This is a genomic window from Plesiomonas sp. ZOR0011 (genome assembly GCF_000800945.1).
In the GTDB taxonomy this organism is placed as follows: Bacteria; Pseudomonadota; Gammaproteobacteria; order Enterobacterales; family CAMTGL01; genus Plesiomonas; species Plesiomonas shigelloides.
Map to the genome: position 1 here is coordinate 1 of NZ_JRKB01000068.1, position 12777 is coordinate 12777.

Annotated in this window: 10 protein-coding genes; 1 reads left to right on the forward strand and 9 read right to left on the reverse strand. The window is 55.0% G+C overall.

Annotated features, from left to right (window positions below):
- Positions 1 to 170: 170 nt before the first annotated feature.
- The 7 genes from L975_RS12245 to L975_RS12270 form a co-directional block, all read right to left on the reverse strand.
- On the reverse strand, positions 171 to 1001 hold the full coding sequence (locus tag L975_RS12245; protein ID WP_052181452.1) for an exonuclease domain-containing protein: 831 nt from the start codon (positions 999 to 1001) through the stop codon (positions 171 to 173).
- Positions 998 to 2863 (reverse strand): DUF294 nucleotidyltransferase-like domain-containing protein, encoded by a 1866-nt coding sequence (locus tag L975_RS12250; RefSeq protein WP_047708879.1) that lies wholly within the window; start codon positions 2861 to 2863, stop codon positions 998 to 1000. The genes L975_RS12245 and L975_RS12250 overlap by 4 nt, the downstream gene beginning before the upstream one ends.
- A 203-nt stretch (positions 2864 to 3066) precedes the next feature.
- A complete protein-coding gene (locus L975_RS12255) occupies positions 3067 to 4776 on the reverse strand; it encodes a solute:sodium symporter family transporter (protein WP_010862168.1) in 1710 nt (569 codons plus the stop codon).
- Between the two features lie 131 nt (positions 4777 to 4907).
- Entirely contained in the window at positions 4908 to 5894 is a 987-nt protein-coding gene (iolG, locus tag L975_RS12260; RefSeq protein ID WP_047708880.1) for an inositol 2-dehydrogenase, read from the reverse strand.
- Between the two features lie 301 nt (positions 5895 to 6195).
- On the reverse strand, positions 6196 to 6537 hold the full coding sequence (locus tag L975_RS18200) for a hypothetical protein (protein WP_156121212.1): 342 nt from the start codon (positions 6535 to 6537) through the stop codon (positions 6196 to 6198).
- A gap of 95 nt (positions 6538 to 6632) precedes the next feature.
- Complete coding sequence (gene iolD / locus L975_RS12265) at positions 6633 to 8567, reverse strand: 3D-(3,5/4)-trihydroxycyclohexane-1,2-dione acylhydrolase (decyclizing) (protein ID WP_047708882.1); 1935 nt, start codon at positions 8565 to 8567, stop codon at positions 6633 to 6635.
- A 398-nt stretch (positions 8568 to 8965) separates the two neighbouring features.
- Positions 8966 to 9811: a MurR/RpiR family transcriptional regulator gene (locus L975_RS12270; RefSeq protein WP_047708883.1), complete on the reverse strand. Its 846-nt coding sequence runs from the start codon at positions 9809 to 9811 to the stop codon at positions 8966 to 8968.
- A 306-nt stretch (positions 9812 to 10117) separates the two neighbouring features.
- Here L975_RS12270 and L975_RS12275 point away from each other — a divergent pair, with 306 nt between their 5' ends.
- Positions 10118 to 11635 carry a CoA-acylating methylmalonate-semialdehyde dehydrogenase gene (locus L975_RS12275; RefSeq protein ID WP_047708884.1) on the forward strand — a complete coding sequence of 506 codons (1518 nt, stop codon included), beginning with the start codon at positions 10118 to 10120 and terminating at the stop codon, positions 11633 to 11635.
- Positions 11636 to 11856: 221 nt separating this feature from the next.
- Here the strand turns inward: L975_RS12275 and L975_RS12280 are convergent, their stop codons facing one another.
- Complete coding sequence (locus tag L975_RS12280; protein ID WP_081632795.1) at positions 11857 to 12279, reverse strand: DUF2802 domain-containing protein; 423 nt, start codon at positions 12277 to 12279, stop codon at positions 11857 to 11859.
- Positions 12279 to 12767 carry a chemotaxis protein CheW gene (locus L975_RS12285; RefSeq protein ID WP_010862174.1) on the reverse strand — a complete coding sequence of 163 codons (489 nt, stop codon included), beginning with the start codon at positions 12765 to 12767 and terminating at the stop codon, positions 12279 to 12281. The genes L975_RS12280 and L975_RS12285 overlap by 1 nt, the downstream gene beginning before the upstream one ends.
- Positions 12768 to 12777 lie beyond the last annotated feature (10 nt).

Consider the following 12777-nt stretch of genomic DNA (forward strand, 5'->3'; position numbering starts at 1 on the left):
TTGGCTTAGTCGCGGCCCTACGTGAAAGCAGCGTGCTGTTCGCGCTACTGCTTTCGGTTGTGTGGCTCGGCGAGCCGCTACAGCGGCGGCGACTGTTAGCTGGCCTGACTATCTTAGCGGGGATCTTGCTGCTCAAACTGGGTACGTGAGTACCCGCTTACCTTAATGCGTCACGACAGACTACGCCGGTACAGCTCACCCAGTTGCGGACGCCGACCGGCAAAGATGTGTTTCATCTGTACCAACAGCAATTCCCCCGTCGCGACGGCATCGGCTAGGGCATTGTGTGCCAGATAAGCGGGCAATCCGTAACTGCGTCGAATCTCACTGAGTCGATAATCTCGCCGAGCAGAATGTCGATTGCTTACCAGCGAGCGTTCCAGGGCCAAAGTATCGAGCCACAGCAGCGGTAACTCCGCCTGTAGGCCGAAGCAGGTACTCACCCACTGCTGCAAAAACTGTCGCTCGATAGCCGCGCCATGCGCAACTAAAATGGGAAAACCGACATGCGCAGGCGCCGTATGCGTTACGCCGTGCGGTTGAACCTCGCCCCTAACGCTGCACTCAACATCGGCCATAGCGCAAGCACTATTCTGACCGGCCAGCGCAGTTAACAGGTGCATCAACGCCTGTGAGGCGCTCATCCCTTGTTGCAGGGTTTGCGGCAAGATGTGGTTAATCACTGCGGTATCGGCGCGCACCTGCGCACAGGCATCCAAATACAGGTGTTGTGATTGGCCCAGCTGCACCATGCCAGCACGGATCGGCACCATCCCGAGAGATAATACGCTGTCTTGCTGCGCATCTAGCCCTGTGGTTTCCATATCCAACACCAGCATATCCAACGACCACGGGTCGGCATCGCTGGCAGGCAATGGCGGCAACAAAAACTGATGAACTAAAGGCTGCGCCACCTGCGATGTAAGGAAGTGCTCACGTCGTAAGGCCAAGCGCGACAGGGGGGCGCGGCGAAAATGGCGCAAAGCGCTAAATATGCTCATCGCAAGATCCCCTGCGCATGAAAACGTTGCAGCGCCGCTTCTTGGGTGCGTGCAATGATCCGAAAGGCGTCTTTCAAATGGTTGCGCTCAAATTGAGTTAAATCCGCAGGCGATACGCTGTTAGCAGGGCGGCGACCTTGCAACATGGCTTGTCGCTGATGGGTAAAACGCACCTGATTGATAAAATAAAACGCCTCACACAGCTCACGCCGACTGCCTTCGCTAATAATGCCGGCCTGCACCGCGCCACTGAGGCGGCTGTCGGTATCGGTGGCACGGCAATCACCGGCTAAAGCATAAATGCGGGCTAATTCGACAATCAGGTTCACCGCCTGCTTTTTAATGTGCAGCACACTGCGATTTTCGCCATCGCGCGCCAACACAAACTGACGAAACATGCCGAGCGGCGGGGTGATCCTCAGCGAATTGGCCACCAGCACCGCAATAAAGCGTCGATTAGCCGCCGTTTCGGCATACAGATAGCGCTGCAAACGCTCGACCAGCGCCGTTGAGCCATACAGCGCCCGCAAATCGAGAAATACGCTGACATTCAATAGCGCCTCGGCTTCAGGCTCTCGCACCCAGTGCCGGTAATAGCCTTCCCAAGTACGAATATCGGTACACCACTGCGGATTTGACGCCATCATATGCCCTGGGCACAGTGGATAACCGCACTCGGCCAGCGCATAGCAAACCCATTCCGCCAGTCGGCGAAAATACTCTTTCTCTTCGCCGCTGACCGGCCGGCCGGTGATAATGGCGTTGTCTTGATCCGAGAGCGGGTGCATCTCTTGGCGCGCCTGAGAGCCTGCGACCATCCACGCATAGTCGCACGGCGGCGCACCCAGTTCGCGCTCGGCCAATTGCAGTAAGCGCTTATTAAAGGCATCAGCAATCAGGGTCATCATCTGTTGAATGGTGCGCACATGAGCGCCATTTTCCACCAGCGCTTCAAAAATCGCTTGGCGCTGCACGCCCAGTGCTCGTAGGGCTGTGACGGACTCTTGCCGATAAATACGGCTGATCAGAAACACCGCCTGTACCCGACTTTTGCTGACCAAACTGGTAGCGGTCAGTACGCCGCACACCTTGCCCTGCTCCACCACCGGCAAGCTGCGCACGTTATGCTGCATCATCAACTCCACGGCGCGCAGCAACGGCTCACGAGCATCAATGGTGCACGGCGACACCGTCATCACCTCGGCCACTGGGCCGTTGAGGTCGCGTCCCTCGGCGACCACCCGTTTGGTCAAGTCGCGATCGGTGATGATGCCGAGCAGCCGTTCATCGTCCATCACCAACGCCGAGGAGCGATGACAGCGCACCATCTCACGCGCAGCGGCGCTGATCGAGGTGTGCGGCGTCACTACGGCCATATCGCGATTGACCATCTCGGCCACCGACTTGAGGTACAGCAAATCATCGTCGGTAAGGCTGGTACGTGTCTGGCCGCCGGCCAGACGCTGATGCTCGGCGGTGGCAAAATGGTGCTGCAACGCCGGATTGTCGGTCATCACCTGATACAGCACCGCTTTGGGGATGCGGTACAGCAAGGTATTTTCCAATGCGGTCACGCTGTAGGCACTGTCGCCCTCGCGATCTAGCTGACTAAATCCGAACAGATCGCCACTGCCCAGACGGGCGCGCAAGGTGCGATCAGGATGGCGCTGCTCGACCGCGCCGCTTCGCACCAGATACAGCCCTTGTCCCACCAATAATGTGGCCGGTAGCGTTTCGCCCTGCACCCAGTACGAAATACCAATCTGCGCCGCCAACTCGGCGCGCACCACGTCTGGCAAAGCATCAAACGGGTCGATTTGCGATAAAAACAGGCAGATATTGGGCAGCAACGACTCATCCATCACCGGAATGCTCCTTTTGATCTTGTCATTTTTTATCTTGTTCTCTGAACGTCCCCTGACTCTCGCTAGCCAAGGCGCGCCAAATAGCAACGCCCCCGCGCGACGTCAAAGCGTTAGCGCAGGGGCGTGATGACACTCAACTTAGGTTGGCCAGTGCTCGGTTGTCACACATCGCACTGTATCCCCAAATTGTGGGCTCGCAATTAAGCCTCATCCTCCAACTCTGGCACCATCGGCTGGTTACGCTGCATACCAAACAGCTCACGCCCAATGCCCCAGAACACATACCCCAGCGCCGCCACCGCGAAGGTGTAATACACCGCCATCAACCAGCCCGGCACGTTTTGCGCCAAGAACACGTACATAGACACCGAACCCAAGGTGATCAGCACCGCCACCGGACGCACCAGCGACCACGGCTGAATATCCACCTGCTTGGTGTACACCTCTTGATAGGCCTCTTGCGGGAAGAAGTGACCAATCAGCAGCATGAATACCACGTTCAGCAAAAACAAAATGCCGAGCAGATGGAAGAAGTGGATATCGACCTTGAACACGAAGTTAAACAGGATATAAGCCGACATGCCGAACAGCAGACCCAGCTTGGCGGCAATTGCCGGTACGCGTTTGGTCAGCAAACCGACCAACACCACACTCAGAATTGGTGCGTTGAAAATACCTTGCAGCTGTTGGATCAGGTAGAACAAACCATCTGGCGCATTCGCCACCAGCGGTGCCACGATCATGGAAATCAGCGCCAGTCCTAAGCCCAGATATTTACCCACGGCCACGGTTTGCGCTTCGGTCGCATCCGGTTTGAGGGATTTTTTGAAGATATTGACGGTAAACAATGTCACCGAGGAGTTCAAACCACCGCTGAAAGTTGAGAATACCGCCCCCACCACCACGGCGGCGAAGAACCCCACCAACACTTCTGGCAACACCAGCTGCACCAGATTCGGGTACGCGTTATCAGGATTATCAATCTGCCCTTGGAAAATATGGAAGGCAATAATGCCCGGCAAAATGATGATGGATGGGATCATCAGTTTGAAAAAGGCGCACAGCAGAACCCCTTTTTGTCCTTCTGCCAGATTCTTGGCTCCCAGCGCTTTTTGCACAATCGACTGGTTCGTACACCAGAAAAACATGTTGGAGATGATAAGACCGGTGAACAAGGTGGAGAACGGCACCAGCGAATCTTCCGCGCCGATGGAGTTAAACTTGGCAGGGTTATTGGTATACACCTCAACCATACCGGTCCACACGTTGCCGTCGCCAACATAAGCCAGCGCAAACAGCGTTACCATCAAGCCACCGGTGATCAAACCCACCCCGTTGATGGTATCGGCCACCGCGATGGCTTTGATCCCGCCAAATACCGCGTAAATCGCGCCTAAACCGCCCACGCCCCATACCATGATCCACAGCGCGGTGGTTTTATCCACGCTGAACACATGCGAGACTTGAAACAGGCTTTCCAGCGCAATCGCACCGGTATACAGCACGATCGGCAGCAGCGAAATCACGTACATCCCCAAGAATAAAATCGAGGTGATGGTCAGCGTTTGCTTATCAAAGCGCCGTTCAAGATATTCGGGAATGGTTGAGATCCCCAGTTTTAAGTATTTCGGCAAGAATACGATAGCGAATAACACAATGGTCATCGCCGCCATCACTTCCCACGCCATAACGATAAAACCGGTGCGAAATGACAGGCCATTTAAGCCGACCAAGTGCTCGGTGGAGAGGTTCATCAGCAGCATAGAGCCGCCGATATAGATGCCGGTCAGCGAACGTCCGCCCAGAAAATAGCCTTCGGCGGAATCGGTCAGATGAGCATTATGGGTTTTGTAATACGCAAATCCGGCCACGAACAGGGTAAAACCGACAAACGAAATAAAAGCTAACATTGTGTGCTTCTCCGTGTCTTTCGTTTCTGTTTTACGTTACCGCCCCTTCCACAGGCGGCACGGACACTCTCTAAGAGGGGTACAATCGGATCAGACAGCAGGGGCGTTGCCGCCCCTGACAGATAAGGGAATTACAGCTGAACTTCTTTGCCGCTGCATAGGGATTCCAGCGCTTTGTCCGCCAGATACAGGGCTTGTTCGCCGTCATAGCCGCTGCATTGTGGCTCGGCGCGACCGGCCAACACATCGGCAAAATGCTCCCACTCGGCCTGATAGGCGGCGGCATAACGCTGCAAGAAGAAGTGCTCCGGTTTAGCGGCTACGCAGCCCGCTTCGCTCCACTGCTCAACGGCGTTTTCGTGGATATTTTTCGCCGTCAGCAAGCCTTGTGAACCGTGCAGCTCAATGCGCTGATCATAGCCATAACCAGAGCGGCGGCTGTTGGAGATCGTCGCCATAGCGCCCGATGGGAAAGTCAGCACCACAAACGCGGTATCAATATCACCGGCAGCGCCGATGGCCGGATCAACCAGATTGCTGCCTTTGGCGTACACGGCAACCGGGTCTTCGCCCATGATGAAACGCGCCATATCAAAGTCATGAATGGTCATATCGCGGAACATCCCACCGGAGACTTTGACATAGGTAGCTGGCGGCGGTGACGGGTCACGGGAGGTGATCACCAAAGACTCCGCCTTGCCAATCGCGCCAGCGCTCAGCATTTCGCGCACTTTACGAAATTGCGGGTCATAACGGCGGTTAAAGCCGATAAATAGCGGGACATTGCACTCACGCACGGTTGCCAGACAATCGCGCACCCGCGCCAAGTCCAGATGCACCGGTTTTTCGCAGAAGATAGCCTTGCCGGCGCGCGCCGCTTGCTCAATCAAATCGGCATGGGTATCGGTGGCCGAGGCAATCATCACTGCCTGCACATTCGGATCGGCCATGGCCTCTTCGGCAGTCTGCACTTTGGCACCATACTTGTGCGCTAGTGCTTCAGCACCGGCCTGATGCGGGTCAATCACCGAGTACAGGCAAGTTTCCTTGTGTCCGGCAATGTTCACGGCATGGACCTGTCCGATGCGGCCTGCTCCGAATAACGCGATATTGTACATAGCAACTCCTTGATACTGTGTATCCGTAAGGTAGAGAGGCAGAGGTCAGCGCATGGGCGCGGCATCTGCTGTTGTTCTGTTGTTATGTCCCAGCGCCGGTCACCCTATCGGCCTGCTCGCAAGCCCTTCGTGTCGGCATCCATGCTGGTATGCTAAAAACATAGCACGCGAAACGTTTATTTCAATTTAATTTATATTGGATATTTTATTTTTGCTGGCGAGGTAACAGTTTGCATCAATTCACGCTGAACCGATGTCAGTGCGGTCGCATAACGTAATTAATTCAATAAAAAACATTGTGTTATGAGTTTGGCTCGGCGCTATTCGGCTCGTGTCCCGCAGCATCGACCTGCGCCAGATCACGCCACCATAATGAAACCGCTAAGCCATACAACCATAAAATTGAAGAAATGAACGTTCCATTTTTACTATGGACGAAATACAAATGCAGCAAATGACACGCGAAGCGTAGCGGCGAGAAAAAGAGAACAAAGAGAAAAAAGAGAATAGAAAAAGACGATAAAGACAATTGAATAAGATAAAAGAAAGAAAATAACGCAAAGAACAGCCAGCCGCAGGGAACGAAAAAAGGGGGCCTACGCCCCCGAACAGCAGAAACAGGCCAGCGCACACGAATCAGCACGCCGTCTGAACAGCTAAAGCAGAGCGATTAACTCCGCAGGCTCACTCACCATGGCCGGTCGCCCCAGCGCCCGGCCTATACCCATGACTTAAGCATTAATATTGACGCGCTACCGTACGCAGCACCTGTTGAATATCCTCAGCCGCCGCCACAATGGCCGGATTATCCGCCACCTGCGCCGTACCGGTGCGCCACCAGGCGGCGTAACCGTGGGTCATGGTTTTGGGCAGCACTTTGATATCTATTAGCACTGGCGCGGTTTGCTGCGCGGCATCAGCCAACGCAGCCAACAATTCAGCTTCATTGTGCACTCGATAACTCACGCAGCCATAACTGGCGGCATTGGCCGCAAAGTCCACCTTCACCAGTGGCCCGCTCATCTGGCCGGTACGGGGATCGCGATGCCGGTTTTCGGTACCAAAACTGCCCATCCCCTGCCCCATTTGCAGGTTATTGATGCAACCAAAACCGGCGTTATCAAACAGCAGCACGGTAATTTTGATCCCCTCTTGCACCGCCGTTTGCAGCTCAGAGTGCAACATCAGGTAAGAGCCATCGCCGACAAAGGCATACACTGGCTGCTGTGGAGCGGCGATCTTGGCGCCCACCGCGGCGGCAATCTCATAGCCCATACACGAATAGCCGTACTCCATGTGGTAAGTGTCAGCCACTTTCGGTCGCCACATGCGCTGCAAATCCCCCGGCAGCGAGCCGGCCGCGCCGACCACAATCGCATCCGGCGCTAACACTTGGTCTAACAGCCCCAGCACGCGGGTTTGCGTCAAATGGGTTTGCAGGGTATCCATATACTCCGGCAAGCGATCATCGAGCTGACCGGCCACTTCCGGCACAAACTGCTCATCCACCTCAATGGCAGCCAAGCGTTGCCACTCTTGCTCCCACGCCGCTCTCGCTTGGGCAATCTCGTTGCCATAAGCGGCCTGATAGCCGGTTGGCGCTAACACGCCATGCAGCGCTTGCAGCGCAGCGCGCGCATCGGCCACCACCGGCACCGCATCGAGCTTCATGGCATCAAAAGCCGCGATATTGATGGTCAGAAAATCCACCTGTGGATGACGGAACAAGCTTTTTGATGCCGTAGTGAAATCAGTGAAACGGGTTCCGACCCCGATAATCAAATCCGCTTCTGCCGCCAAGGTATTGGCCGCCAAACAACCGGTGGTACCCAGCCCGCCACAGTTGAGCGGGTGATCGGCAGGGATCGCCCCTTTACCCGCTTGTGTTTCGGCAAACGGAATGCCAAAGCACTCGGCGAAACGGCGAAACGCCTCATGCGCCTGCGAGTAACGCACCCCACCACCGCACACCAACAGCGGTTTTTTCTTTGATAGCAATAAGGTCAGGGCATCATCCAACATCGCCGCGGTTGGCGGACGGCGCTCCAAACGGTGCACGCGCTTGCGAAAGAAAGAATCGGGGAAATCATAGGCTTCGGCTTGCACATCTTGTGGCAGACATACCGTAACCGCGCCCGTATCGGCCGGATCGGTCAGCACGCGCATGGCATTGAGCATCGCACTCATCAGCTGCTCTGGGCGCGACACGCGATCCCAGTAGCGCGATACCGGGCGGAAACAGTCGTTGGTGCTGAGCGATGCATCATGATACTGCTCAACCTGCTGCAACACCGGATCAGGCTGGCGGGTCGCAAACAGATCGCCAGGCAGTAACAAAATCGGCAAGCGGTTGGCGGTGGCTGTCGCGGCGGCCGTCACCATATTGGCCGCGCCCGGCCCTACTGATGAGGTGACCGCACAGATCCGGCGGCGTTTGTGCTGTTTGGCAAAACCGAGCGCGATGTGCGCCATCCCTTGCTCATTGCAGCCTTGATACACCTGTAAGTCACCGGCATCTTGCTCCAACGCCTGCCCCAATCCCAGCACGTTACCATGCCCGAAAATGGTGAAGATCCCGTGTACGAACTTCTCTTCCACGCCGTCCACGTCGATATATTGCTGGTTCAAAAATTTCACCAGCGCCTGTGCGGTTGTCATTCTCTCTGTGCGCATAGCCACAACTCCAGATTCCCTGCTACCGTCACGCTGCCCGCATAACGGCGGCGCGCCTGCTTTCCGGCCAAGCCGGTGCCTTTGCTGTTCGCATTATTTCCATAACGATTACTTTATAGAATATTTATTTCATTTAAAGATTTATTCGAAATGAAATTGCCGGAGTGTGATCCGCATGCGATTAAGCAGCACGCTGCCATCCGCGCACGAAATCGAAAAAGACAGAAGACAGAAGACAGAAGACAGAAGAGTAACCCCGAGCCCACGCCGCGCCCAGCACAAACAGCACTCGCTAGCTCAAGACAAACAAAACAATGCCAGCGGTGCTAATAAATCGAAGAAGATCAGCCCCCACCGATGGTGAACACCACCGGCGAGGTGACATGCGATACGCTCACTTACAGCGAGGCGGCCACATCTTGGCCGGACGTTTGAAACGCCAACCCCACGGCCAGCGATTGCAGCAGACATAAGGTGGCTGATTGCGAGCGAAACGCGCCGACTTGCGCTTCTTTAACCACGAAACACACATCGCTCAGTGAGGCTAACGGACTGATTTGACTATCGGTGATCACAATTTGGCGTGCGCCGGTTTGGGAGGCCTTTTCACTGACCATCACCGTCTCCTCGGCATACGGTGTGAAGCTGATCGACAGCACCACGTCCTCACGGCCCATCAGATTAAGCTGCTCCGCCAACATGCCACCGAGGCCATCAAGCAACACCACCCGACGCTCCAGATGACTCAAGGCATAGCGCAAATAAGCCGCCGCGCTGAACGAGCGGCGCAAACCAATAACATAAATGGTCTGAGCTTGCTCCAGCAGATCAACTGCCTGCTGCATTTCCTCAGCGGGGGTATGCACCACCAGCTGCTGCAATGCCTGCGCATTAGCACGAGCGAACTCTTGCAAAATATCGTGTGGCTGATCGGCGGCGCTGGCCCCTTCCATTTCCCGGAACAGACGTGCCCGCTCGGTGTAATTGGCGGTTTCCTTGACCAGATCTAGGCGAAATATCTGTTTCATTTCATTGAAACCGCTAAAGCCAAAGGTATTGGCAAACCGAATCAAGGTAGAGGGCGGCACATCGGCTTCTTTAGCAATCACCGCCACCGTCTGCATGGCCACGGTGTTTTTATTATCAATCACATACTTGGCAACCTGCTGCAGACGCTTACTCAGCTCTGCATAGCGGGCGCGGATTTGGTCTTGCAATTCGGCAAAATTCTTGGCACTGCTCACGCGAGTCTCCCCCGTTATATCCTTAGCTCTGCAGCGATGTTTACCGATGGCGAAACACCCTGATACCGCAGAAAAAGCGCGGACGCTGGTAATAAAGAATAGAATATCTGTTCTGTTATTCTATATCTATGAAAGATTTGAATAAATTAAGACACAAAAAAAAGCCGCCGCCTACCCTACTGTCTGCCGAACGGCATCGGGATCACAAAACAGAATAATGAAATCACTTTATGTTTAAATGAAATAAATATTTCATTATGCTTTTTGCATGACATCTTTGATCCTGCTGACAGAGAGAGAAACCGAATGGATATCGTACACAACTTTATCGGCGGCCAACTGACCGCGAGCCGCAGCGAACGTTTGGCCCCTGTGTTTAATCCGGCACTCGGTGAGCCGGTACGGCAGGTCGCCCTCAGTACCGTGGCTGAAGTCGAACACGCGATCAGTATTGCCGATGCAGCCTTCCCTGCGTGGTCACGCACGCCGCCACTGCGCCGTGCCCGCGTGATGTTCCGCTTTAAAGCCTTGCTCGAACAGCACAAAGACCGGCTGGCACGCCTGATCTCAGAAGAGCACGGTAAGATCCTGTCTGATGCCCATGGCGAGTTGGTGCGCGGCTTAGAAGTGGTCGAGTTTGCCTGTGGTATTCCGCATCTGCAAAAAGGCGAACACTCCGCCAATGTGGGAACCGGGGTCGATAGCCATTCACTGATGCAACCGCTCGGGGTATGTGCTGGGATCACGCCGTTTAACTTCCCTGCCATGGTGCCAATGTGGATGTTCCCGATAGCGCTGGCTACCGGCAATACCTTTATTCTCAAGCCCTCGGAAAAAGATCCGTCACTGGCGCTGGCACTGGCCGAACTGCTAAAAGAAGCCGGTCTGCCCGATGGTGTATTCAACGTAGTGAACGGCGATAAAGAAGCGGTGGATGTTCTGCTGACCGATCCGCGCATTCAAGCGGTGAGTTTTGTCGGTTCAACACCGATTGCCGAGTACATTTACTCGGTAGCCTCGGCACACGGCAAACGCTGTCAGGCGCTGGGCGGCGCGAAAAACCACTGCATTGTGATGCCAGATGCCGATCTGGATATGACGGTGAACGCCATTATGGGCGCAGCATTTGGCGCCGCAGGTGAACGCTGCATGGCGCTGTCGGTGGCGGTAGCGGTTGGTGATGACGTGGCCGATGCCCTGATCGCCGGCGTCAAAGCGCGCATTGCCACGATGCGCGTCGGCCCAGGCATTTTACCGGCTGGTGAGCCCGAAAATGATATGGGACCGGTGATCTCCGCCCAGCACCGCGCGTCTATCCTGCACTATATCGATTCGGGGGTAGAACAAGGCGCGACCTTGTGTGTCGATGGCCGAGCTTTTCAGGTCGCCGGTCATGAGCAGGGCTTTTTTGTCGGCCCAACCTTGTTTGATCGGGTCACACCAGAGATGCGGATCTATCAAGAAGAGATCTTCGGGCCGGTGCTGTGCGTGGTGCGCGCCCCCGATTATCACACCGCGCTGGAGCTGATTAATCGTCACCAATACGGTAACGGCACCGCCATTTTCACCCGTGATGGCGAAACCGCGCGTCAGTTTGGTGAGCAAGTGCAAGCGGGGATGGTGGGGATTAACGTTCCCATTCCAGTACCAATGGCGTTCCACAGTTTTGGTGGCTGGAAGCGCTCAGTGTTTGGGCCATTGAATGTGCATGGCAGTGACGGCGTGCGTTTCTACACCCGCATGAAAACCATCACCAGCCGTTGGCCAGCGGGGGTGCGTTTGGAGCAACATAGCGGCACTTTCACCATGCCCACCCTCGAGTGATATAAGCTCGATAAAGAACCATGCGCCGGCAAGTCAGAGCCATGCGCAAGTAGCGGGATAACCCCCCGCTCGAACACCCACAAAAAAGCCGGCAATGCCGGCTTTTTTATCAATCGGGTTTCTCACCGCGTGCTGAGCGTACTCGCTGTTCACGTTCTCTGTTTATACTCTCTGTTCAGAACGGCAATTTAGCCGATTGCTCAAAGAGTCTGACGAGCCCATTAGGTGCGGCGATTTTTCATCTGCCGCTGTAAGTTCAGCAGCAATTCTGCTTCGGCCTTAGGCAACTCGCACTCTTGCATCAGCTCATCCAGACCGGCGCCCATTTCCGCCAACTTGGTGGCGCGGCTATACAGGCGATGCTCAGGATCGATATAGGTCACTTCATTCAGTTTGACACTAAACTGCTCCTGCTTATCCACCAGCTGATGCAGTTCATTTCCCAGACCGATAAAGCCGCCACGCAGCTCTTCGATACTTTTTCCGGTCGTATCAAACTGACGCCGGGCGGCCTTCAGCAACACTTCGCTGGCCTCAACCCGACGCAGAATGGTTTTATGTTGCCGCCACAGAGAAATCAGGCTCCACGCCAGACCGGCACAGACCACACTCAGTACCGCTACGGCAACCATTAATCCAATCATTACAGACCACTCAACTCATCCCACTCATCGTTGGTCAGTAATTTATTCAAATCTACCAGAATTAACAACTCTCCATCGCGGTTGGAGACGCCCTGAATGAAGCGCGAGCTCTCATCGGTGCCCACATTTGGCGTTTTGTCGATTTCTGATGCACGCAGGTAAACCACTTCTGCCACGCTGTCGACCAGAATACCGATCACTTGCTGTTCGGTTTCGATGATCACAATACGTGTATTGTCGGTCACATCACTTGGATACAGGCCAAAACGAGAGCGCGTATCAATCACGGTCACCACGTTACCGCGCAGGTTGATGATCCCCAGCACGTAAGAGGGTGCGCCCGGCACCGGAGCAATTTCGCTGTAACGCAGCACTTCACGCACCTGCATTACGTTAACCCCGTAGGTTTCTTCGCCCAGATTGAAGGTTACCCACTGTAATACTTTGTCGCGGCTTTCGCCGGTATCGACAGCACTGCTGCTATTCATTGCTGATTCC